The sequence below is a fragment of the Streptomyces inhibens genome (genome assembly GCF_022221585.1).
GTDB classification, from domain to species: Bacteria; Actinomycetota; Actinomycetes; order Streptomycetales; family Streptomycetaceae; genus Streptomyces; species Streptomyces inhibens.
Map to the genome: position 1 here is coordinate 7,568,145 of NZ_CP084681.1, position 21,824 is coordinate 7,589,968.

The following is a 21,824-nucleotide window of genomic DNA, read 5'->3' on the forward strand; positions in this document are numbered from 1 at the left end:
CTCAGCGCAGGGCGGCGCGGCGCTCCACGGCACGGAAGAAGGCGCGAGTGCGGCGTGCGCCGAGCAGACTGCGGTACACGCGCTGCACGGGGCCGAGGGCGGCGGGCCGCGCCGCGCCGCACACGGCGAGCCGCGTCCCGGTGCCGTCCGGCGCCGCGGCCATTCCCATCGTCACCAGGCGGGACTGCATGAGGCACCACCCGGGGCTCAGCCGCACGTCGAACGGCCCGCGCAGGCCGAGTACGTCCACGGCCTGCGCCGTTTTGCGTTCGCTGTCGCCGGGCGGGACCCTGAACTCCCGTACGAAGGAGATCAGATGGGGCAGCTCGTCCTCCAGGTCGGCGACGACCGCCCACACCTGGTCGAAGGGCAGAGCGATCCGGGTCTCGGCGTACAGGGGGGCGCGCAGTCCGGCGGCCAGTACGCGCAGCCGGGCGACCGGGTCGGGGGCGTTCACGATGTCCACGCCTTCCGGAAGGAGGAACGGGCCCTGCTCAGTCGTGACTTCACGGTGCCCTCGGGTACGCCGATCAGCTCGGCCGTCGTCCGCTCGTCCATTCCTTCGAGTTCCCGCAGCACCAGTACGGTGCGATGCCGGAGGGGCAGCCGGGCGAGCAAGTCACGTACCTCCACGCTCAGTTCGCCTCCGACACCGGGCAGCAGGTCCCGCAGCCGGGCGATCTCCTCGGGGTCCGCGGGCGTCTCGCTCGCGGAGCGCCGCGCCACCCGGACGGCCTCCCGCACGGTGACCGCACGCACCCAGCCGTAGAACGCCTGCGGATCGCGCAGCCCGCGCAGCCCCCGGAACACCGCGAGAAGGGACTCCTGCACGGCGTCCGCGGTATCGGTCAGGGCGATCGGAGCGCACAGCCGGGTGACATACGGCGTCACCAGCTTCAGCAAGTCGTCCATGGCGAGGGCGTCACCGCTCTGCACGGCCCGTACGAGCGGCGCCGCCGCGTCCCAGGGCCGCACGTCGTCATCCATCGCCGCACACCGTACCGCGACCGCCTACGGTCGCCGTCGGCGCGGGAGAGGGCAGTAGCGATCGCCCCCCTCGACCACAAGAGTTTTCCCGGGGGCGATCTCCGTGAAGCCGGCATCGCGCACCACGGGCAGCCCGCTGCGGGTCAGCGCCGCCCAGTCCGCGGGCGCCGCCGACCGCACGGCCAGCGGGAAACCGGCCGCGCGCCAGGCCGCCCGCTCCTCCTCGGGCAGCTCCCACCACGCCAGCTGTGCGCCGTGTCCGGCCTGCGCCATCTCCTTGCCCGCGGACATCTTCAGCTCGGGGTTGAGCCACAGCACCGGCCCGCCGGCGGCGGGCGCCCCGGGCGGCTGCGGATCGGTCAGCTCCGTGCCCGAAACCTGCAACCGCGCCAGGTCCTTCGGCCAGCCGTCCAGCGGCACCGGAGGGAAGACCCGCACCTCGGCGCGGTCGCCGGTGACCGTGATGCCCGGCAGCGCCTCGGCCCGCCGCCACTCCGCGCCGCGCGCCCGCCGCACCACCTTCCGGATCCGGGCGTCCTCCCAGTCCCGCACCGCCTCGGCCCACTCGCCGTCCCCGGCCGACCGCTCGTCCGACAGCAGCACCAGCACCGCCCGCGCCGCCGTCTCCAGCGCGTCCGTACGCGCCGGCGGCTCGGCGCGCTCGATCCGGGCGACGAGCGGCAGCACGAACTGCGGCGCCGCGTCCCGGTCGGTCTCTTCGTGCAGGAAGGGGCTGCCGGTGCTGTTGCCGGGCTCCCCGGCGGTCTCGGTGCTGGTCACCCGGCCAAGTCTGCCAGCCGCCACCGACAACGCCGCCGGCGCCGGCCCCGCCAGGGCCCGCCGCGGGCCTGCCGTGTCCGGATGCCGGCCCGCCACGGCTTCGCCCCGGCCGCCGGGGGGGCAGACCAACTCCGCCCGTCCGGTGCGCGGTTCGCTCCCGTACGGCCGGCCGCGTCAACCCCGTCCCCGAGCGGGCACCGGTCCGCCGGTCCGGCTACCGTCGGGTTCGACGGAGCGGCGGGGGACGCCGACAGACAGCGGAGGTGCCGGAACGCATGAGGCTGGACGGGGTAGGGCGGCGCTACGGGGTGCGCGGCCCCTGGGTGCTGCGGGACGTACATCTTGAGGTGCCGGCACGCGCGCTGGTGCGCGTCGAGGGGACCAACGGCAGCGGGAAGTCCACCCTGCTGCGGCTGTTCGCCGGGATCGACCGGCCCAGCACCGGCCGGATCACCGGCCGGCCGCGCAGCGCGTATGTGCCCGAACGGTTCCCGGCCGCGCTGCCCTTCACCGCCGCCGGCTACCTCACCCACCTCGGACGCATCCACGGTCTGCGCGGCCCTGAGGCGGCCCGCCGCGCCAGCGAGTGGCTCGAACGCTTCGGGGCGGCCGGCCATGCGCGGACCCGGCTGGCCGAGCTGTCCAAGGGGACCAGCCAGAAGGTCGCGGTCGCCCAGGCGCTGCTCGCCGAGCCCGAACTCCTCGTCCTGGACGAGGCCTGGACCGGCCTGGACCGCGGCGCGCGCGAGGAGCTCGACCGCGCGGTCGCCGAGCGGGTCGCGGCCGGTGGCACGGTCGTGTTCGTCGACCACGACCCGCAGCGGCTCGCCGGCGCGGCCGACGCCCGCTACCAGGTCGTGGACGGGCGACTGCTGCCCCGGGAGGAGAGCGGCCGGACGGCGGACCCGGCGGCCGCGAGCGGGCCGCGCGTGGTCATCGACGTCGAGGGCGCACCGGGCAGCGTGCTGCCGACCGGGCCGGGCGGGGTGGCCGCCGGCCCGGACCGGGCGCCCGCCGGAGCGCCGCGGCTGCCCGGCGGACCGCAGATCGCGGCGGGACCGGACGGCACGACCCGGCTGACGGTCCCGGCCGCGCACTCCGACGCACTGCTGCGCGCCCTGCTCACCGCCCGTCCGCCCTGGCACATCCGCTCGGTCACCACGGTCCCGGCCCCGGACGACGGCCCGGCCCCCGAGCCCCCCTTCGCACCCGACCCCGTGTCCGCCCCCGACCCCGACGAGGCCCCCCTCCCGTGAACGCCCTCCTCCGCTATCAGGCGGCGCTGCTCGTCGGCTCGCACCGCTGGCTGCCGCCGGTCATCCTCTACGCCGCCTTCCTGGCCATCGGCGTCCAGAGCGGCGGCCCGATCCTCGACGCCTACGGGTACGCCGCCGCCGGCCTGCTGCCGGCCGCCGTATGGCTCACCCGGGTCTGTGTCACCAACGAACCGCCGGCCGCCCGCAATTGCGCCGCGGCCGCCGCCGGTCCCGGCCGGGTCCACCTCGCCTGTGTGCTGACCGCGGCCTGCGCCGGGCTGCTGCTGGCGCTCCTCGGTACGGCGGCGGTCGTGCTGCTGTCCGATCCGCACTCCGCCGACCACCGCGTGGCCGTCCCGGTCCTGCCGGCGACCGGCGCCGGACTGCTCGCCGCGCTGGCCTGCCTGCTCATGGGCACCGCGATCGGCGCACTGTGCAACTGGCCGGTGCTGCGCAGCCCCGGCTGGGGCATTCCGGCGGGGATGTTCGCCGCGTTGCTGCTCGCCGTACTGGGCGCCTCGCCCGCCAACGCCGCCATCACGGGCCTGGTCACCGGCTCCGCGCACGGCACGATCAGCGCCCCCTGGCTGCCCCTCGCCGCCACCGCCCTGATCGCGACCGGTGCCACCGCCGTCGCCTGCGCCCTCAGCTCGCGCCGCAACTGAACAGCGGGGGAGCACGTGGGGGGCAGAAGGAGCAGGCGTACGCTCGGCGGCATGCCGGACACCGATGAGCACGACCACCTGACCACCTGCGCCGGTGCGGGCGCCGCCGCGCGTCAGGGCGGCGGCCCCGCCGCCGCGGGACCGCTGTACGCCGACTGTCTGCAGTGCGGCCGGCCGACCGAGTACCCGGTCGACCGGCCGGGCATCGTGCTCTGCCCGGTCTGCGAATGGCAGGAGGCCCAGCGGTCCGCCTGCTCGGGCTGACCGGCGCCCCGCGGGGTCAGTGGTGCCAGGGGCCCGTCACCGCGAACGTCGTCCCCGGCGTATAGCAATTGACATACATCGTCCGGTGGTCGGGCGAGAACGTCACCCCCGCGAACTCACCCCACTCCGGCTTCTGCGGGGTGCCGATGTTCTGCCGGCCGCGCGCCATCGCATAGACCTCGCCGCGTCGGGTGAGGCCGAAGACATGCTGGGCCCCCTCGCCGTCCTCACAGACCATCAGCCCGCCGCTGGGCGCGAGGCAGATGTTGTCCGGGGACTCGCCGGGCAGCTGGAGGTCGGTGTCCGGGCCGAAGACGACGACCAGGGTGAGCCGGCGCTTCTTCGGGTCGTACTTCCAGATCTGGCCGTAGTGGTCGGCCGCCGAGCCGGCGGCACGGTGCGCGAAGCTGGAGACGAAGTAGACGCAGGAGCCGCCCCAGTAGCAGCCCTCCAGCTTCTGGGCGTGGGTGATGCCGCCCGGGCCGAAGTCCTGGAATCGGATCGGGGTCTTCCGGGCGAGCGGATCGGGCACATCCACCCATCTGACCTGGTCGAACGTGGTGCCGGGCTGCTGGACGGTGGAGAGGTCGGGCACATCGGGGACGCGCAGCGCCTGGAGGCGGCCGCCGGCCCGGAGCGAGCCGCGGCCGCCCATCGGCTTCTCGGGCAGGAAGCGGTAGAAGAGTCCGAACGGCTTCTCAAAGGCGTCCTCGGTCTCGTAGACCGTGCCGGTGCCGGGGTCCACGGCGATCGCTTCGTGCTGGAAGCGGCCCATCGCGGTCAGCGGCACCGCACCGGTGCGCCGCGGGTCGTACGGATCGACCTCGAAGATGAAGCCGTGGTCCTTGGTGTAGTTCTCTTCACCGGCCCGGAGCTCGGTCTCCTCGCAGGTCAGCCAGGTGTTCCAGGGGGTGTGGCCGCCCGCGCAGTTGGTGGAGGTGCCGGCGATGGCCACCCGTTCGGAGCGCACGGTGTTGTCCCGGTCGAGTTCCAGCGCCGTACAGCCGCCCTCGCCACCGGGGTCGTAGGTCAGCTCGCGGACCCTGGGGACGGCGGAGCGGGAGTGCGTACGGTTCTCGTGGTTACGGACGAGAAAGGTGCCGCCGCGGCGGCCGGGGAACGCCGACATCCCGTCGCAGTTGCTGGGCACCTTGCCCTCGCCGGAGGGCAGCGGGTCGCCCTCCCGGGAGAGGACCTTGTAGCGGAAGCCCTTGGGGAGGTCGAGCAGGCCGTCCGGGTCCGGGACCAGCGGGCCGTAGCCGCTCCGTCCCATGCTCTGTGCGGTCGCGGTCCCCGCGAAGATCTCCGTGAGGCTGCCGGAGAAGGCGATCGCCGCCCCCAACGCACCGGTTCTGGCCAGGATCTGACGTCGTGTCGCGGACATGGGCAACTCCCTGTTGGCGGACAGGTGACGTGACCCGCACGTGTGTACCACGCACCCGGGCCGCCGGGAACCAGGCGGCACGGGTGCGTCGGCGTTCTTTGTCCCTCAGGGGTTGGCGCCCGCCACCAGCGGCCCCGCGTCGCGCGCCAGTGCCGTCAGGCGGGAGATCGCGCGGAAGTACTTCTTGCGGTAGCCGCCGCGCAGCATCTCCTCGCTGAACAGCTCGTCGAAGGCCTTGCCGGAGGTCAGCACCGGCACCTCGCGGTCGTAGAGCCGGTCCGCGAGGACCACCAGGCGCAGCGCGGTGGACTGGTCGGGCACCGCCTGGACATCGGTGAGGCAGACCGCCTCGATGCCGTCGCACATCGCGCCGTAGCGGCTGGGGTGCACCTTGGACAGATGCTCCAGCAGGGAGGGGAAGTCGTCGAGCGAGGCGCCGGGCGTGCGGTACGCGGTGCGGGTGACGGTCTCGTCGTCGTACGGGGCGGGCGCCTCGGGCAGACCGCGGTGGCGGTAGTCCTCGCCGTCGATGCGCAGCGGACGGAAGTGCGCGCTCAGCCCCTGGATCTCGCGCAGGAAGTCGGCCGCCGCGAACCGGCCCTCGCCGAGCTTGCCGGGCAGCGTGTTGGAGGTGGCGGCCAGCGCCACGCCGGCGTCCACCAGCTTGCCGAGCAGGGTCGAGACCAGGACGGTGTCGCCGGGATCGTCCAGCTCGAACTCGTCGATGCACAGCAGCTTGTGCTCGCCGAGCGTGCGCACGGTCTGCTGGAAGCCGAGCGCGCCGACGAGGTTGGTCAGCTCGACGAAGGTGCCGAAGGCCTTGAGCTCGGCCGGGGCGGGGGTCGCGTGCCACAGGGAGGCGAGCAGATGGGTCTTGCCGACGCCGTAGCCGCCGTCCAGGTAGACGCCGCGCGGGCCCTTGGGGGCCGCCGGCTTCCTGGCGAACCAGCGCCGCTTGGCGGCACCGGCCCCGGCGCCCCCGTCGATGGTCGTCGCGAAGTCGCTCAGGACCTGGACGGCCTCGGCCTGGCTGGGCTGCTTCGGGTCCGGGATGTAGGTGTCGAAGCGGGCGTCCTGGAAGCGCGGCGGCGGCACCATCTCGGCGACCAGGCGGTCGGCCGGGACGTGCGGGGCGCGGGCGGTGAGCGCGGCGGGGGCCACGTCGTCCCCGTCGGCCGGCGGTCCGGCTATGGGGTCGGGCTGTGGCGAGGAGGGCTGGGAAGGCGACACAGCCGTCCAGCCTATCTCCTGTGCGGTATCGCCCGGTCCGCCGAGCGTCGCATGTCACACTGCCGCCATGCGACGCCTGTTCCCTCTCACCGCCCTGCCCGCACCGGCCTCCGACGTCGAGAACGCCCAGGTGGCGGCGATCGATGGCATGGACCGTCCGTGGACGCTGGACGAGCTGGCCGACGCGTACGCGTATCCGGCCGCGGACGACCCGGCGCGTGCGGGGCGCACCGGCTGGCTGCGCGCCAACATGGTGTCCTCCATGGACGGCGCGGCCCACCACGAGGGCCGCTCGCAGCCGCTCTCCAGCGATGCCGACATGCGGATCTTCGGAGTGCTGCGAGGGCTCGCGGATGCCGTGGTGGTGGGCGCCGAGACGGTCCGGAAGGAGGGCTACCGGCCGGCCCGTGCCCGGGAGGCGTTCGCCGCCCGCCGGGCCGCCGCGGGCCAGGGCCCTGCCGCGGCCATCGCGGTGGTGACCGCCGGGCTCGGGCTGGATTTCAGCCTGCCCTTGTTCACCGAGCCGCTGGTTCCGACCCTCGTACTGACCGGTGCGGGCGCGCCGGCGGACCGGGTGGCGCAGGCCCGTGCCGCGGGCGCCGAGGTGCTCTTCGCCGGCGAGGGCCTGGGCGTCGACCCGGCCCGGGTGGCCGGGGTGCTGGCCGAACGGGGGCACGCCCGGCTGCTCACCGAGGGCGGGCCGAAGCTCCTCGGGCAGTTCGCGGCGGCCGGTGCGCTGGACGAGATGTGTCTGTCGCTGGCTCCGGTGGTCGCGGTGGGCGACGCGCCGAGGATCATGGACGGCCCGGCCGTGCCGGTTCCGGAGCGGTTCGCCCTGGCATCCGTATTGGAGGAGGCCGGGTTCCTGTTCACTCGTTACCGTCGGTCCTGACAATCAGCGGAATTACCTGTTCCGCTTAGCTTCCGTTGGGCACACTAAAAGCCAACAGGTCCCGTGTGGCGACGGGGCAGGATGGTTTCTGTCGGGCGCAAAGCGGCGCCCTGAAGAGAAGAAGGGCGTCCGTCGTGTTCACGAGCGTATTGATGATCGAGAAGCCTCTGACGCCCGCGGACGTGGAGTTTGTGACCACCCTGCACGGCGATGACCGGACCTCCTTCGTCGTCCTCATGCAGCCGCGCGGCAAGCAGGACGTCCTGCTGCGGGCCATCGACGACGTCGCCCTCGGCGAATTCGACGACGCCGTACGGGAGGGCGAGGAGCCGGGCGGCGAACAGGCGCAGGCCCCCGCCGAGCTCGCCCTGTCCCACACCCTGGCCGCCCTGCGCGCTGCGGGCGCGGAGGCCATCGGACAGGTGGTCGAGGACCATCCGCTGGACCTGCTGCAGTCCGTCGTCGCGGAGACCGGCGCCGATGAGGTGATCGTGCTGACCACCCCGCACTTCGTCGAGGAGTTCTTCCACCGCGACTGGGCCTCCCGCGCCCGTCACAAGGTCGGCGTACCGGTCCTCAAACTTTTCTCGCACGCGGCCGACGAGCAGCCCCAGGGCTCCGCCGAGGACTGACCGCGGCCCGCGCACCGAGGGGCACGGGCGGGCGCCCGGCCCGGGGGAGCCGGGCTTTCGGCGGCCCGGCGCTCAGGGGCGGGCGCCGAGCCGGGGCCGCAGCCGGCCGTCCCGCACCTCGGCGATCTCGTCCGCCGCGTCCAGATGCGTGTGGTCGTGGGTGACCAGCACCGTCGCAGTGGCGCGCTGGTGCGTCAGCCGGAGCAGCAGGTCGAGCACCGCGGCGCCCCGTTCGTGGTCCAGCGCGCTGGTCGGCTCGTCCACCAGCAGCACCGCGGGCTCGTTCATCAGCGCCCGCGCGATATTGATCCGCTGCCGCTGACCGCCCGACAGCTGATGCGGCCGCCGGTCGGCCTGACCCTCCAGGCCGACCGCCGCCAGCAGCTCCAGCGCCCGGGGCCGTGCCTTACGGGACGAGCGGCCGTCCAGATGCGCCATCACCTGTAGCTGCTCGGCGGCGGTCAGGGACGGCAGCAGGTTCGGCTGCTGGAAGACCGTGCCGATGGTGGTGCGGCGCAGCGTCGTCAGTTCGGCGCGGCCGAGCCCGGTGGTGTCCGTACCGTTGATCACCACCCGCCCGTGGTCCGGGCCGATCAGCGTGGCGGCCACCGCGAGCAGGCTGGACTTCCCGGACCCGGACGGCCCGATCACCGCGGTCAGGCATCCGGCAGGTACGGCCAGCGAGACCTGGTCCAGCGCGGTCAGCCGGGCACCGCCGTCGGGGTAGGTGAGGGTGACATCGGTCAGTTCGAGGCTCATCGGGCACTTCCCAGGGCGGTCAGCGGGTCTACGGACGTGATGCGGCGGATGGACAGCGCGGCGCCCATGGCACCCAGCGCGATCGTGATCAGGGCCGGGATCAGCACGGTGGACGGGTCGAGCACGAACGGCACCGCGTCGCCGATCCCCGCGCCCACACCGGCCACGACGGCAGTGCCCAGGCCGGTCCCGATCACCAGCAGGACGACGGCCTGGCCGAGCGCGTCCCGCAGCAGAGCGCGGGTCGAGGCGCCCAGCGCCTTCAGCACGGCGACATCGCCGCTGCGCTGGATCGTCCACACCGTGAAGAACGCGCCGATGACCAGTGCGGAGATGGCGAACAGAAAGCCGCGCATCAGCTGTAGCGAGCCGTTCTCGGAGGTGAACGAGCCGATGGCCCGCAGCGCGTCGTCGGTGGTGACCGTCGTGGTGCCGAGCTTCTCGTCGGCGGCCGTCAGATCGGCCGTCCCGGTGGTGGAGAGGGCGAGCACGGTCGCACCTACGGAGGCACCGGATGCGCTGCCGCTCCCGGTGGCGCCGGATCCGCCGCTTCCCCCGGAGTCGCCGCTTGTGCCGGCCGCCCCGGAGCCGCCCGTCAGCCGCCGCCAGTCACCCAGCGACGTCCAGACCACCGGCGTATGGCTGTACATCGCCGCGCCCGACACCGCCGCGACCCGGACCGCCCGGCCCCCCAGCGTCAGCGCCCCACCGGCCCGCACACCGAGCGCGGCGGCGGCCTTCTCGGACAGCACCACCGCACCGTCCCCCACCCCGCCCGGGCCGGGCGCCAGCCGCGACCCGGGCCGCACCCCGAACGCGGAGACCGCGGCCGTCCGGCTGCCTGCCTCGGCCTTCGTCGTGGCGATCCCCAGCGGTTCGGCGTGCCGTACGCCCGGCACCCCCGCCCAGTCCCGAACGGTCCGTTCCGGCAGCCGCGAATCGGTGAACGCGACGCCGCGCCCGTCGGCGGGCGCCGAGAACACCAGATGGTCGGCGGGCAGCGCGGTGATCGCCGAGGTGTTCTCCCGGCCCAGGCCCGCCGTCAGCCCCGACAGCAGACCCACCAGCACCGTGATCAGCACGATGACGGTGCCCATCAGGGCGAACCGCCCCTTGGCGAATCTCAGGTCTCTCCAGGCGACGAACACAGGCTTGGCCATCCTCGGGTTCCGGGCGCCGGACCCACTGCCCGGCGGCTGGCCCCACCGTCGCCCGTCCGACGGGGCCCGGACATCGCGCCGGGGAGTGGTTCACCGGCATCGAAAGGTGCGCCCCGGGTTCAACCCTTTGATTGATGCCGCAGGTCGGGCGGCCCCTTAGCCTGAAGACGCCGTGACCGATCACTCCCTCACCCCCGTCCTGCGGGTCCTGCGCAGCTGCCTCCATCTGATGGTGGCCGCGCTGCTCGCGCTCGCCGCCGTACGGGCGGTGGTGGACCACGCCCCGGACGCCCCGGCCGTCATCGCCACCGCCGTCGTGCTCTTCGCCCTCTACGCCGTCGGGCCCGCGCTGCCCCGCCTGCGCAGCTCCACCTCCGCCGCCGCCCTCTGGCTCGCGGCCGTGGCCCTGGTCTGGCTGGTGCTGCTCGTCCTCACCCCGGACGGCGTCTGGGTGGCCTTCCCGCTCTTCTTCGTCCAACTGCATCTGCTGCCGCTGCGCGGGGCGCTGGCCGCCGTCGCGGCCACCACCGTCGCCGCCGTCGCCGGATTCCGCTGGCACAACCACACCCACGCGCTCACCGTCGGCACGGTCATCGGTCCTGTTCTGGGCGCCGCCGTCGCGATCGCCGTCGTCCTCGGCTACCAGGCCCTCTACCGGGAGAGCGAACAGCGCCGCCGCCTGATCGAGGAGCTGACCGCGGCCCGCGGCGAACTGGCCGTCGCGGAACACGCCGCCGGTGTGCTCGCCGAGCGCGAGCGGCTGGCCCGCGAGATCCACGACACCCTCGCGCAGGGCCTGTCCAGCATCCAGCTGCTGCTGAGGGCCGCCGAACGCGCCATACCGGAGCGGCCCGAGGCGGCCCTCGGCCACGTCCGGCAGGCCCGCACCGCCGCCGTCGACAACCTCGCCGAGGCGCGCCGTTTTGTACGGGCGCTGAGCCCGCCGGACCTGGAGGCCGGCTCGCTGCCCGCCGCCCTGGAACGGCTCTGCGCCACCACCGCCCGTACCTCCGGTCTCGCCGTGCACTGCCAGGTCTCCGGCGCGCCCACCGCCCTGCCCACCCCGCACGAGGTCGCCCTGCTGCGTATCGCCCAGTCCGCGCTCGCCAACACCGTCCGGCACGCCGCGGCCGACCGCGTCGAGCTGACCCTCAGCTACATGGACACCGAGGTCGCCCTGGACGTCGTCGACGACGGCGCCGGGTTCGTCCCGGCCGAGGTCCCGGCCCCCGGCTCCGCGGCGGTCACCGGCACCGGCTTCGGCCTGGCCGCGATGCGCGCCCGGGCCCGCGCCCTGCGGGGCACCCTCGTCGTCGAGTCCGCCCCCGGGGAGGGCACCGCGGTCGCCGTCACCCTGCCCTGCCCCGTCGCCCCCGCCCCGTCCGGAAGCTCCACCGCCCCGGAGGCCGCCTCGTGACCGCCATCGGTTCCCCCATCCGGCTGCTGCTCGCCGACGACCACCCCGTCGTACGCGCCGGACTGCGCGCGGTCCTGGAGACCGAACCGGACTTCGAGGTGGTGTCCGACGTCCCCACCGCCGAGCAGGCCGTCGATCTCGCCGCCCGGCTCGATGTCGACGTGGTCCTCATGGACCTCCAATTCGGCGGCCGGATGCTCGGCTCCCAGGCCACCGCCGCGATCACCGCCTGCTCCGGCGCCCCACGGGTACTCGTCCTGACCACGTACGACACCGACGCCGACATCCTCGCCGCCATTGAGGCCGGCGCCACCGGCTACCTCCTCAAGGACGCCCCGCCGGAGGAACTGGCCGCCGCCGTACGCACCGCCGCCGCCGGAAAGTCCGCGCTGGCGCCCACCATCGCGCTGCGCCTGATGGACCGGATGCGCTCCCCGGCCACCGCGCTCTCCCGCCGCGAGACCGAGGTCCTCCAGCTCGTCGCCGACGGTCTGTCGAACGCGGCGATCAGCAAGCAGCTCTTCCTCAGCCAGGCGACCGTCAAGTCCCACCTCGTCCACATTTACTCCAAACTGGGCGTGGACTCCCGTACCTCCGCGGTCGCCGCCGCCACCGCCCAGGGCCTGATCCGCCGCTGACCGCCGGTCTTCGGCCCCCCGCCGCCCCGGAACGGCCCCGGCCGGGGTCCGAGGACCGCCCTTGTCGGTGCCGGGTGCGAGAATCGTCCACGGCATCACCGCTCGCGACGATCAGGGAGACCCGCCCATGGCACCCGCCATCCCAGCCTCGATGGACCGGCCGCACTTCATCGGCATCGGCGGAGCCGGTATGTCGGGCATCGCCAAGATCCTCGCGCAGCGCGGCGCCCGGGTGGCGGGCAGCGACGCCAAGGACTCCGCGACCGCCCAGGCCCTGCGCGACCTCGGCGCCACGGTCCACATCGGCCATGCCGCCGCCCATCTGGCCGAGGACGCCACCAGCGTCGTCGTCTCCTCCGCGATCCGCCCGGACAACCCCGAGCTGGCCGCCGCCCATGAGCGCGGCATCCCGGTCGTGCACCGCTCAGACGCCCTCGCCTCCCTCATGGACGGCCTGCGTCCCATCGCCGTAGCGGGCACGCACGGCAAGACGACAACGACCTCCATGCTCGCCGTCTCCCTCGGCGCCCTCGGCCTCAAGCCGTCCTACGCCATCGGCGGCGACCTCGACGCCCCCGGATCCAACGCCGAGCACGGCAGCGGCGAGATCTTCGTCGCCGAGGCCGACGAGAGCGACCGCAGCTTCCACAAGTACGCCCCCGAGGTCGCCATCGTCCTCAACGTCGAGCTGGACCACCACGCCAACTACGCCTCGATGGACGAGATCTACGAGTCCTTCGAGACCTTCGTCGGCCGCATCCGCCCCGGCGGCACCCTGGTCATCTCCGCCGACAATGAAGGCGCCCGCGAGCTGACCGCCAAGATCTCCGGCCGCTACGACATCGAGGTCGTCACCTACGGCGAGTCCGCCGACGCCGACGTCCGCATCCTCAAGGTCAACCCCCGCGGCCTGACCAGCGACGTCACCGTCTCCCTCACCAGCGGCAAGATCCTCACCTTCACCGTCTCCGTCCCGGGCCGGCACTACGCCCACAATGCCGTCGCCGCCCTGGCCGCCGGCGTCGCCCTGGACCTGCCGCCGCACAACCTCGCCTCCGCGCTCGGCAAGTACACCGGCGTCAAGCGCCGCCTCCAGCTCAAGGGCGAGGCGGCCGGTGTGCAGGTCATCGACTCCTACGCCCACCACCCCACGGAGATGTCCGCCGACCTGGATGCCATCCGCGGCGCCGCCGAAGGCTCCCGCGTACTGGTCGTCTTCCAGCCGCACCTCTTCTCCCGCACCCAGGAGCTGGGCACGGAAATGGGCCAGGCGCTCGCCCTCGCCGACGCCTCCGTCGTCCTGGACATCTACCCGGCCCGTGAGGACCCGATCCCGGGCGTCACCAGCGCCCTGATCATCGATGCCGCGCGCGCCGCGGGCGCCGATGTCACCGCCCAGAGCGACCAGGCCGCCGTCCCGGACGTCATCGCCGGAATGACCAAGCCCGGTGACCTTGTTCTCACCATGGGCGCGGGCGATGTGACCGACCTCGGCCCCGCCATCCTGTCCCGCCTGGGCAGCTGAGCTGAGGAGGCACGGCAGATGCCGTACGAGATCGACAAGCCCGACGAGCAGTGGCGCGCAGAGCTGACCCCCGCCGAGTACCAAGTACTCCGCGAGGCCGGCACCGAGCCCGCCTTCGTCGGCGAATACACCGACACCAAGACCACGGGCGTCTACTCCTGCCGCGCCTGCGGTGCCGAACTCTTCCGCTCCGACACCAAATTCGAGAGCCACTGCGGCTGGCCGAGCTTCTGGGATGCACGCAACTCGGACGCGGTAGAACTTGTGGCCGATCATTCACACGGGATGGTGCGGACGGAGGTGCGGTGTGCGCGGTGTGGCTCGCATCTCGGGCACGTCTTCGAGGGGGAGGGCTATCCGACGCCGACCGACCAGCGGTACTGCATCAACTCGATCTCTCTGCGCTTGGTTCCAAACGAGGGCTGATTTCCCTTCTCGTGTCCTCGCTGGAGAAGCGCGTGGCCAAGTGCGTGCTTGTGCGCGGTGCTGCAAGAGCGGCGGCGGGAGCGACGGTCGCGTCCGCGTCCAGCGGTGCGATCGGGGTGTGCGCGTGCAGGAGTGCGGCCGCGCGCTGCCGGGCAAGGGGCCTCCCGCTCCGCCCGACGAGCGCGGCCTCGCGCAGGTCTTCTCCACGGCCGCCGGCTTCGGGCACTCTTACACGCTCGCCTACGTCGCCGAGCAGCCCAGGTCTCCACCGCCCAGGGACTGCCGCTGGTGGCCGGGCTCAACTGGCCCGAGCTCAGTCCCGAGGCTCTGATCGTGGTGCCCGGCTGGCGGAAAGATCCCCTGGCTGATGCCCCCGCTATCGGCGTCGCCTACCCACAGGTCCTCCGGGACCATCACGCCAGGGGCGGGACGGTGCCAGCGTCTGCGCCGGAGCCGAGGCGCTCGGCCAGGCTGGCCTGCTCGACGGCCGCCACTGCGCCATCGACCACGATGTGCAGGACCTGGCCCTGCGCCACCCCAAGGTAGTGGTCGTCCGCGACGTCCTGTTCACCGCCGACGACCGGGTGATCACATCGGCCGGCATCGCCAGCGGCATCGATCTGGCCCTGCACCTGGTCGCAAACCCGGCACGGCCCGGCCGTCGCAGCCCAGGAGGCCCGGGACATGGTCGTCGCAACGGCGCCATGAGCCGCAGTCCAGGGCGATGCTCCGGCATCGGTCCTACCTCGACGACACCGTGCACCGCGCCCAGGACCTCATCGATGTCCGCTTCGACCAACTGCTGCCCCTGCCCACCCTGGCCTCGCCGTCGGCGTGAGCGAACGCACCCTCACCCGCCTCTTCATCCGCGCCACCGGTCTCACCCCCACTGCGCTACCAGCAGACCCTCTGCCTCGAACGCGCCCAGCGCTTCATCAGCCATGGCGCGACGATCGACGCCGCCCCCGCTTAGTCGGTTTCGAGGACCCGCGCATGCTGCGACGTCTCTGAGCCCGCACGCCCGACTGCGTTAGATGACCGCCCCCCCTGGTTAGTGCAACTGTCTCCCGTGCTTACCTACTGGTGGAGGCTCTTAAAGCGGCGTCAACCGCCATCGGCTGCCGCCGTGGTGGCGTAGCAGCCGCTGCGGCAGGATCATTACCTCACGGCCAACGCTTCGGGGGGACCGGACCGGCGATGACATCTTTCCCCAGGTGTTCCTTGATGAGGTGGACGAGCTCGGGCCCCTCGATCAGCTGCGGGCGGCCGTGCGCGGCGGCGAAGGTGTGGCTGGGACCTGCCCCGAGCCGCCCAGAGCACGATCTGCGCCCGCACCCTGGCCCGGTGCTCGGTCTTGTGGCCCCAGGCCGCCTTCTTCAACCGGTGCCGCTCGGCGGCGGTCCGGACTATCGGGCGCGCGGCGGCAACAGGCAAGGAAGGCAAGCCGATCAGCAGAAGTGGATCACGACGGTCACAGCCTGCCGCATCCGCTTCCCGGCCGGTCGGGCAGGATATCCGCCATACCCACCACACCGTCCGACTCCACCAAGGCCCACCTCGACCAGCGACTCGCCGCACACGCCCGCAGCACCTGGCCACAACTGACGGACCTGCGCATCTGCCACCGCGGCGCCGACACCTTCGCCTACATCGACGGTGAACTCGCCGACGGCGAAGTCCTCAAGCTCATGCGCCTGGGCTACGCGGGATCCGCCGACATCTGGGGCTTCGCCCCCTACTTACGCCAGCTGCGAACCGCACGCAGACTCCATCCTGCCCACCGGTGGCTTCGCCGGCCCACCCGAGGACGCCCTCGACTGCGCCGGCCAGCTCCACCCGGGCCGTGCTGGGGCAGCCGCACCCGGGCGCTCACGAGGATTCCGGAGGGCGTCGACAACGATCGGGCAGCTCAGGAGAGTTCGTGCCGAGTGCCGTCGGCGACGGCGTGGAGCTTGTCCGGGTTGGCCACGTTGTGGATGGTCGAGATGCGGCCTTCCGGGTCGAAGTCGAAGGTCAGCGTGGCGACCACGCGGTCCGGGCCGCGGAAGACCACGCCCGGGCCGCCGTTGATCCAGGTGAGCTCTGCCCGCATCTGCCCGGGCTCGATGCCCTGGTAGGTCACGGTGCCGAGCGCGGCGAACCAACGGGCCACGGTCTCCAGGCCGACGACCGGCTTGAGGGCCTGGCGGACCTTGCCGCCGCCATCGGTCCACAGCGTCACGTCCGGGGAGAGCAGCTCCATGAGGGTGTTGATGTCGCCGCCCGACGTCGCCACGAAAAAGCGCTCGGTGACGTCGCGTTGGCGGGCGCGGTCCGCGGTGAAACGGGGCCGGCGGGCCTGGACGTGCTGGCGGGCGCGGTGCGCGGCCTGCCGGACCGCCGTCTCCGAGCGTTCCACCGCCTCCGCGATCTCCGCGTAGCTGAAGGCGAAGACCTCCTTCAGCACGAAGACCGCGCGCTCCAGGGGGCTCAGCGTCTCCAGGACGACCAGCAGGGCCATGGAGACCGAGTCCGCCATGGCGACGCCGTCGGCGGTATCCGGGCCGGTGAGGATCGGCTCGGGGAGCCATGGCCCGACGTAGGTCTCGCGCTGGTGGCGGGTCGAACGAAGCCGCTCCACCGCCAGGTTGGAGACGATCCGGGTCAGATAGGCCTTGGGGTCGGCGACCTGGGAACGGTCGGCCGCCGACCACTTGAGCCAGGCGTCCTGGACCACGTCCTCGGCATCGGCGGCGGTGCCGAGGAGGCGGTAGGCGACGGAGAAGAGCAGGTTGCGGTACTGCTGGAAGGCGAGCTGGTCGGGGCCGATCTGCTGCGGCTGGGTCACTTGGCGCTCCGTATCCGGGTGTAGCGGCCGCCGTGCGGCCAGAGGGCGCCCGAGACGGGCATCTTCTTCATGCGGGCGAAGGTCGGCCACGGCGCGGCGGTGACCGTCTCCTTGTACTTCGCGGCTCGCCTGCCGGTCAGCACGAGCCGGCGCGGGCTGTCGTCGGGGTGGGTGAACTGCACGACGGCGTCGTTCCGGCCCAGGCTGACGGGTGTGTGGTAGTAGCCGAAGCGGAAGGGCTTGGGCTCCTTGCCGGCCAGCACCCGCAGGATCGAGAGGGCCGCGTGCACGCCGGTGGGCATGCCGCCCTGGCAGGTCCCGTGCATCACGCCGTAGCCCTGACGGATCGCCGCGGCGTCGCCCACGGCGTAGACATCCGGGTGGGAGACCGAGCGCAGCGCACTGTCGGTGACCACACGGCCGCGCTCGTCGACGGTCAGGCCCGCGGTGGCAGCCAGCGGCGAGACGCGGGTGCCGCTGGTCCACAACACCGCGGCCGCCGGGATGCTGGAGCCGTCCGCGAGCTCGACGCTGTCCGGCAGCACCTTGGCCACCTCGACGCCGCTGCGCACCCGCACGCCGACCCGGGCGAGCGCCGCGTCCAGGTAGGCCTTGGCCTTCGGATGCATGCTCGCGCCCGGCTCCTGCCGGCCCAGCAGCACCACCTGGAGCTCCGGGTGCCGCTCGGCGATCTCCGCGGCGGCCTCGACGCCGGTGAGGCCGCTGCCGCCGACCACGACGGTCCCGCCGTCGAGCCGGGTCAGCCGGTCGGCGAGGAGGGCGGCGTCCTCCGGGCTGTTGAAGGTGTAGGCGTGGTCGTCCACGCCGGGGACGGTGACGGTGTCCGCGATGCTGCCCAGGCCGTAGACCAGGGTGTCGTAGCGCAGGACCCGGTCGTCGTCGATCCGGACGGTCTTCGCCTCGGTGTCCACGGCTGTGACCCAGCCGCGGACGAAGGCGGCGCCGGTGCCGTCCAGCAGCTCCGGGATGTTCATCTCGGCCGTCTCCTGGCCGGTGGCGGTCATGTGCAGTCGGAGCCGCTCGGTGAAGTTGTCGTAGGGGTTGACCAGCGTCACTCGCAGGTTCCCACGCTTCCTGGTGCGGGCCGCGAGCTGGATCGCGGCGGAGAGCCCGGCGTAGCCGGCGCCCAGGACCAGGACCTCGTGCTGCTGCGCTGCTGTCGCGTTCATCGCTCTGCTATCTCCTTCGTGTTGGTCGTTCCCGCTGTGCGGACGACCACCAGACGCAAGCTGCCCTTCCGTTCGTGACATGGGGCTGATATGACCCGCGTCACATCGTGAAGAGAGGGCGGGCGGGCGCGGCATCAGCGCCCCGAGCACCGCGACGCGCAGCATTCAATCATGATCGACTGGCTCCGCACGGGAACTGACGGAACAACAGGATCCGCAGGTCAGCGGCGGGGCTTGGTGCTTCCACGCCGCCCGCGAGCACGACCGGCTCTACGCCACCCCCGACCAGCGGAACGACGCCCTCACCACTTGATCGCGAGCTTCACTCGAAACGAACCGGACCCAGATCGCCGATCCTCATCACCTCGACACCTGAGCGGCGGCGCCCACGACCGGCTCCACCGGGCGCTCGCCTCCGTCACGCCCAGCCTGGCCGCCGACCCCGTGCCGACACCGCGGCTGTCTTCGTGGGCCGCGTCAACGAGCCGGAAGGCAGGGCCTGGCCGGCGCCGCCGCGGGCGGAGGACGGGTTGCCGTTCACCGTTGCGGCGCCCGACCCGAACCGGCTGGAGCTGCAATCGGTGCTGATCACCGCCGGTGTGCCGCTCGTCCCCGGGGGCCGCGAGGCGGTCCGGCGCATCGCCGAACTAGCACCCCGGTCGTCGACGCGGTCGTGGGCTGGCTCGGCGGGCGCCGCTGAGGTGAGAGGCGCCGGGATCGGTGTGAGACTGGGGGCGGAAGGGGTGATCCCCGTGCCGGACCCATCGCAGGCGCGCGCCGATCCCGGCGCCGCCGTCGACGAGAGTCTGCTGGAAGAGCTGATCACCGAGGCGCAGATCGTCCTTCCGGTGGATTTGTCCGCACTGGCGAACCGGTGCGCCTCGGCCCTCGGCCTGAAATCGGCGCTGATCTACCTCGTCGACCTGCAGCAATGGCTGCTCGTCCCGCTCGACGAGTCCCTGGAACCGCTACCGGTGGACGCCTCGCAGGCCGGCTGGGCGTACCGCACGGTCTCCCCGCGGGTGACGGACGACGGCGACGGCGTGGTCGTCTGGGTGCCGCTGGTCGACGGTGCGGAGCGGCTGGGGGTGCTGGCGGTGCGGACCGCCACACTGGACGGGCCGCGGATGCGGCGCAGCCGGATGCTGGCCGATCTGCTCGCGATGGTCGTCACCTCGAAGCGCGCCTACAGCGACTGGATCGCTGCTCGCACCCGCACCGCGACGATGCGGCTGCCCGCCGAGATGGTGCGGGCCTTCCTGCCGCCCCGCACCATCGGCAGCAAGCAGTGCGTCTCGACCGCGGTGCTGGAGCCGGCGTACGACGTCGGCGGCGACGCCTTCGACCACGCGGTGGTCAAGCAGGTGCTGCACACCATGATCCTCGACGGCATGGGCCACGATCTGGCCTCCGGTCTGACCACCTCGGTGGCCATGGCCGGCGCGCGGAACGCCCGTCGCAGCGGCGCCGACCTGCCCGACCTCGTCGGCTCCGTCGACCGTGCGCTCGCCCAGTGGCTGCCCGACCACTTCTGCACCGGTGTGGTGTGCCGGCTCGACGCCGACACCGGGGAGTTGTGCTGGATCAACTGCGGTCACCCGCCACCGCTGCTGATCCGTGCCGAGCGGGTGCTCGACGGGGCGCTGGACAGCCCCCCGCAGCCGCCGATCGGCCTGTACCTCGAACTCGCCCCGGCCGCCCTGCAGGTCCACGAGACCAGACTCGAACCGGGCGACCGCGTCCTGCTCTACACCGACGGTGTGGTCGACGCGCGCGACGCGAATGGCGTTGAGTTCGGCCTCGACCGGTTCACGGACTTCATCATCCGCGCCTCCGCCGCCGGCCAGCGCCCGGCCGAGGTGCTGCGGCTGCTCATTCACGCCATCCTCGACTACCAGCACAACGACCTGCGGGACGACGCCACCATCCTGCTCTTCGAATGGCACCCGCAGTATCCGTGAAGGGGTATTGCGCTCCGCGCCGTCCTGACAGACCGTGAGCCCCCCCCGTGATGCGCTGGACACGTCCACCGTCGGGATAGACGCCTGATGCCCCACACACCGCACACCCGCCGCAGACGGAAGTGAGGAGAGGCGGACAGCGCGGTGATCCCGTCTACCAACACGCAGGTGCTACCACTTCTCGGCAGCCCCTCCCGCCAAGCGCACGCCCCGGCCTCTCCAGCCGATGCAGGTTGCCGAGCCGAATACCCGCCGGAAGGTGCACAGGAGAAGCGTGAATCCGCGAAGCATGACGGCTGGCCGTCCTTCTACGACCCCAAGGCCTCCGACGCCGTCGAACTCCTGGAGGACCGTACCCACGACATGGTCCGCACCGAAGTCCGCTGCGCCCGCTGCGGCTCCCACCTTGGCCACGTCTTCGAGGGCGAGGGCTATCCGACCCCTACGGATCAGCGGTACTGCATCAACTCGATCTCGTTGCGACTGGTTCCGGACGAGGAGTGAGTGGCGGTTCGATGGAGTCCTGTGAATCCGGTGACTCGCGAAGTCGTTGAGTTCCGCTTCAACGCCTAGCGCGTTCCTTGGCAGCGGCGTAGCGATCTGGCCAACGTGCGGTCAAGCGGGGTCGACCCCACGCCGGGTCGACCCCGTCGCCGTTCCCGTCACTGGATCCGTGCTGGCAGGAGCTGCAGACAAGGGCCGGTCGTGCCGGACATGCGAGTGCCGCGGTCTTGCTGGGGCCCGCCAAACGCTGTCGGTTGAAGTGCGCGAAGCCGGCCAGCTCACCCTCGACGTGCACCCCACCGATCAGAGTCGCCGCCGCAGAGCCCCCCGCCGACGGGCACTGCTGCCGGGGGTGCGCAGTTCGAACCAGATGGTCTTCCCCGCGGCGGTGTGCCGTGCGCCCCAGCGGGTCGAGAGCTGGTCCACCAGGTGCAGCCCTCGGCCGTGGTCCTCGTCGGCGCGGGCGGGTGGACGGTCAGCGGGCGGAGCGGCGGGGCAGCCGTCGGCGATGTCGCAGCGCAGCGTCCGGTCAACGGGGGAGTGGGACATCCGCAGATGGAGGGGGCCCCAGGCGTGCTGGAGCGCGTTGGTGACCAGTTCGCTCACCAGGAGTTCGGCGATCTCGACATGCTCGGACAGCCCCCATCGGGCCAGCTCGGTCCGGATGATCCGCCGGGCCTGGGGCACGGCGCGCACATGCGATTCGAGCGGCAGCGAGACCACTTTGCCGCGTGTCCTCCTCAGGTACCGGGCCAGCTGAGCGACCCGCGCGGCGGCGGTCGCCGCCAGCCGCCCCAACAGACGGCACAGCGGGAGCAGTACGCCCTCACGTACGGCGACACAGCGGGTGCGAATGACGGTACTCATGACGAAGCTGTCCGGCCGAGCGGAATCCGCCGCAGCGGGAGGCTGGAATGGCAGGGGTGAGGGCCGCCATACGGGAGCCCTCGCGTGAGGCCCGGACCAGGAGAAGCCGTACGGCGTCAGGTCTGAGCCCGCCGTGGGTTGCTGGGCCGTGCCCGGGGACGATTCCGGTTCCGGGAACATCTTTCCGCCCTCGCTTTTCTCTCCGGGACCGTGGGCGGCTGGTGGAGTCAGGAGGCCACGCGGGCTCCGGTGGGGCACCCGGGAGGGCTGTGGTGTGCGAACAACGACCCGGGTCATCACGTCCACCCCACCTCTTTCCGTGCCGTCGGCTGTGCCGGGGAGCTGACGTATGCCTTCACCGTGCACCCGGCGCCCTGTGGCAGTCGTTAGGGGAACCCCCTAGTACGACCCCTAATCGGGGGCCGGCTGCGGGGCGGTGCGGTGGCCGGGGAGACGGGAC

At 72.6% G+C, this 21,824-nt stretch carries 21 protein-coding genes and 1 pseudogene; 12 read left to right on the plus strand and 10 right to left on the minus strand.

The window, feature by feature from the left end:
* Nucleotide 1: 1 nt before the first annotated feature.
* The 3 genes from KI385_RS34005 to KI385_RS34015 are packed head-to-tail and all read right to left on the minus strand — an operon-like array spanning nt 2 to nt 1,767.
* Complete coding sequence (locus tag KI385_RS34005) at nt 2-457, minus strand: hypothetical protein (RefSeq protein ID WP_238575892.1); 456 nt, start codon at nt 455-457, stop codon at nt 2-4.
* Nucleotides 454-987, minus strand: coding sequence for an RNA polymerase sigma factor (locus KI385_RS34010; protein WP_238575893.1), 534 nt, complete (start codon nt 985-987; stop codon nt 454-456). The genes KI385_RS34005 and KI385_RS34010 overlap by 4 nt, the downstream gene beginning before the upstream one ends.
* Before the next feature lie 24 nt (nt 988-1,011).
* A complete protein-coding gene (locus tag KI385_RS34015; RefSeq protein ID WP_238575894.1) occupies nt 1,012-1,767 on the minus strand; it encodes a peptidyl-tRNA hydrolase in 756 nt (251 codons plus the stop codon).
* A 275-nt stretch (nt 1,768-2,042) separates the two neighbouring features.
* Between KI385_RS34015 and KI385_RS34020 the strand changes: the two genes are divergently transcribed.
* The 3 genes from KI385_RS34020 to KI385_RS34030 are packed head-to-tail and all read left to right on the plus strand — an operon-like array spanning nt 2,043 to nt 3,952.
* Nucleotides 2,043-3,023: an ATP-binding cassette domain-containing protein gene (locus KI385_RS34020; protein ID WP_238575895.1), complete on the plus strand. Its 981-nt coding sequence runs from the start codon at nt 2,043-2,045 to the stop codon at nt 3,021-3,023.
* On the plus strand, nt 3,020-3,688 hold the full coding sequence (locus KI385_RS34025; protein WP_238575896.1) for an ABC transporter: 669 nt from the start codon (nt 3,020-3,022) through the stop codon (nt 3,686-3,688). The genes KI385_RS34020 and KI385_RS34025 overlap by 4 nt, the downstream gene beginning before the upstream one ends.
* A gap of 51 nt (nt 3,689-3,739) precedes the next feature.
* Nucleotides 3,740-3,952, plus strand: coding sequence for a hypothetical protein (locus KI385_RS34030; RefSeq protein WP_238575897.1), 213 nt, complete (start codon nt 3,740-3,742; stop codon nt 3,950-3,952).
* Nucleotides 3,953-3,968: 16 nt separating this feature from the next.
* Here KI385_RS34030 and KI385_RS34035 read toward each other — a convergent pair whose 3' ends face one another.
* Nucleotides 3,969-5,336 (minus strand): alkaline phosphatase PhoX, encoded by a 1,368-nt coding sequence (locus tag KI385_RS34035; protein WP_238575898.1) that lies wholly within the window; start codon nt 5,334-5,336, stop codon nt 3,969-3,971.
* A 105-nt stretch (nt 5,337-5,441) separates the two neighbouring features.
* The gene (gene zapE, locus KI385_RS34040) at nt 5,442-6,566 is read right to left on the minus strand and encodes a cell division protein ZapE (protein WP_238575899.1); all 1,125 of its coding nucleotides are present in this window, start codon (nt 6,564-6,566) and stop codon (nt 5,442-5,444) included.
* A gap of 67 nt (nt 6,567-6,633) precedes the next feature.
* Here zapE and KI385_RS34045 point away from each other — a divergent pair, with 67 nt between their 5' ends.
* On the plus strand, nt 6,634-7,458 hold the full coding sequence (locus KI385_RS34045) for a dihydrofolate reductase family protein (protein WP_238575900.1): 825 nt from the start codon (nt 6,634-6,636) through the stop codon (nt 7,456-7,458).
* A 134-nt stretch (nt 7,459-7,592) separates the two neighbouring features.
* Nucleotides 7,593-8,090 (plus strand): indole-3-glycerol phosphate synthase, encoded by a 498-nt coding sequence (locus tag KI385_RS34050; protein WP_238575901.1) that lies wholly within the window; start codon nt 7,593-7,595, stop codon nt 8,088-8,090.
* Between the two features lie 72 nt (nt 8,091-8,162).
* On the opposite strand, the gene KI385_RS34055 is transcribed toward KI385_RS34050, so the two are convergent.
* Both KI385_RS34055 and KI385_RS34060 read right to left on the minus strand, forming a co-directional pair.
* Complete coding sequence (locus tag KI385_RS34055; RefSeq protein WP_238575902.1) at nt 8,163-8,849, minus strand: ABC transporter ATP-binding protein; 687 nt, start codon at nt 8,847-8,849, stop codon at nt 8,163-8,165.
* Complete coding sequence (locus KI385_RS34060; protein WP_238577968.1) at nt 8,846-9,997, minus strand: ABC transporter permease; 1,152 nt, start codon at nt 9,995-9,997, stop codon at nt 8,846-8,848. Before KI385_RS34060 ends, KI385_RS34055 begins: the two co-directional genes overlap by 4 nt.
* Nucleotides 9,998-10,181: 184 nt before the next feature.
* Here KI385_RS34060 and KI385_RS34065 point away from each other — a divergent pair, with 184 nt between their 5' ends.
* The 5 genes and pseudogenes from KI385_RS34065 to KI385_RS34085 all read left to right on the plus strand — a co-directional run bounded on the left by KI385_RS34065 (nt 10,182) and on the right by KI385_RS34085 (nt 15,026).
* The gene (locus KI385_RS34065; RefSeq protein ID WP_425357006.1) at nt 10,182-11,426 is read left to right on the plus strand and encodes a sensor histidine kinase; all 1,245 of its coding nucleotides are present in this window, start codon (nt 10,182-10,184) and stop codon (nt 11,424-11,426) included.
* 5 nt (nt 11,427-11,431) lie between these two features.
* Entirely contained in the window at nt 11,432-12,064 is a 633-nt protein-coding gene (locus tag KI385_RS34070) for a response regulator (protein ID WP_238577970.1), read from the plus strand.
* Between the two features lie 127 nt (nt 12,065-12,191).
* Nucleotides 12,192-13,589, plus strand: a complete 1,398-nt coding sequence (murC, locus tag KI385_RS34075) for a UDP-N-acetylmuramate--L-alanine ligase (RefSeq protein WP_238575903.1) — start codon at nt 12,192-12,194, stop codon at nt 13,587-13,589.
* Between the two features lie 18 nt (nt 13,590-13,607).
* Nucleotides 13,608-14,015, plus strand: coding sequence for a peptide-methionine (R)-S-oxide reductase MsrB (msrB, locus tag KI385_RS34080; RefSeq protein WP_238575904.1), 408 nt, complete (start codon nt 13,608-13,610; stop codon nt 14,013-14,015).
* Nucleotides 14,016-14,160: 145 nt separating this feature from the next.
* Nucleotides 14,161-15,026 (plus strand): annotated as a pseudogene (locus KI385_RS34085) (GlxA family transcriptional regulator).
* Between the two features lie 898 nt (nt 15,027-15,924).
* Here the strand turns inward: KI385_RS34085 and KI385_RS34090 are convergent.
* Both KI385_RS34090 and KI385_RS34095 read right to left on the minus strand, forming a co-directional pair.
* Nucleotides 15,925-16,842 (minus strand): RNA polymerase sigma-70 factor, encoded by a 918-nt coding sequence (locus KI385_RS34090; protein ID WP_238570638.1) that lies wholly within the window; start codon nt 16,840-16,842, stop codon nt 15,925-15,927.
* Entirely contained in the window at nt 16,839-18,032 is a 1,194-nt protein-coding gene (locus KI385_RS34095; RefSeq protein ID WP_238575905.1) for an NAD(P)/FAD-dependent oxidoreductase, read from the minus strand. The genes KI385_RS34090 and KI385_RS34095 overlap by 4 nt, the downstream gene beginning before the upstream one ends.
* A gap of 752 nt (nt 18,033-18,784) precedes the next feature.
* Between KI385_RS34095 and KI385_RS34100 the strand changes: the two genes are divergently transcribed.
* Both KI385_RS34100 and KI385_RS44705 read left to right on the plus strand, forming a co-directional pair.
* Nucleotides 18,785-19,993, plus strand: a complete 1,209-nt coding sequence (locus KI385_RS34100; protein ID WP_238575906.1) for a PP2C family protein-serine/threonine phosphatase — start codon at nt 18,785-18,787, stop codon at nt 19,991-19,993.
* Nucleotides 19,994-20,161: 168 nt separating this feature from the next.
* Nucleotides 20,162-20,497: a peptide-methionine (R)-S-oxide reductase gene (locus tag KI385_RS44705; protein WP_425357007.1), complete on the plus strand. Its 336-nt coding sequence runs from the start codon at nt 20,162-20,164 to the stop codon at nt 20,495-20,497.
* A 303-nt stretch (nt 20,498-20,800) separates the two neighbouring features.
* Here the strand turns inward: KI385_RS44705 and KI385_RS34110 are convergent, their stop codons facing one another.
* Nucleotides 20,801-21,364, minus strand: a complete 564-nt coding sequence (locus tag KI385_RS34110; protein WP_238575907.1) for an ATP-binding protein — start codon at nt 21,362-21,364, stop codon at nt 20,801-20,803.
* Nucleotides 21,365-21,824 lie beyond the last annotated feature (460 nt).

Coding starts and splice junctions, on each gene's coding strand:
- KI385_RS34030 (WP_238575897.1), top strand. CDS start 3,740: ATGCCGGACACCGATGAGCACGACCACCTGACCACCTGCGCCGGTGCG.
- KI385_RS34095 (WP_238575905.1), bottom strand. CDS start 18,032: ATGAACGCGACAGCAGCGCAGCAGCACGAGGTCCTGGTCCTGGGCGCC.
- KI385_RS34020 (WP_238575895.1), top strand. CDS start 2,043: ATGAGGCTGGACGGGGTAGGGCGGCGCTACGGGGTGCGCGGCCCCTGG.
- KI385_RS34045 (WP_238575900.1), top strand. CDS start 6,634: ATGCGACGCCTGTTCCCTCTCACCGCCCTGCCCGCACCGGCCTCCGAC.
- KI385_RS34010 (WP_238575893.1), bottom strand. CDS start 987: ATGGATGACGACGTGCGGCCCTGGGACGCGGCGGCGCCGCTCGTACGG.
- KI385_RS34055 (WP_238575902.1), bottom strand. CDS start 8,849: ATGAGCCTCGAACTGACCGATGTCACCCTCACCTACCCCGACGGCGGT.
- msrB (WP_238575904.1), top strand. CDS start 13,608: ATGCCGTACGAGATCGACAAGCCCGACGAGCAGTGGCGCGCAGAGCTG.
- murC (WP_238575903.1), top strand. CDS start 12,192: ATGGCACCCGCCATCCCAGCCTCGATGGACCGGCCGCACTTCATCGGC.
- KI385_RS34110 (WP_238575907.1), bottom strand. CDS start 21,364: ATGAGTACCGTCATTCGCACCCGCTGTGTCGCCGTACGTGAGGGCGTA.
- KI385_RS34035 (WP_238575898.1), bottom strand. CDS start 5,336: ATGTCCGCGACACGACGTCAGATCCTGGCCAGAACCGGTGCGTTGGGG.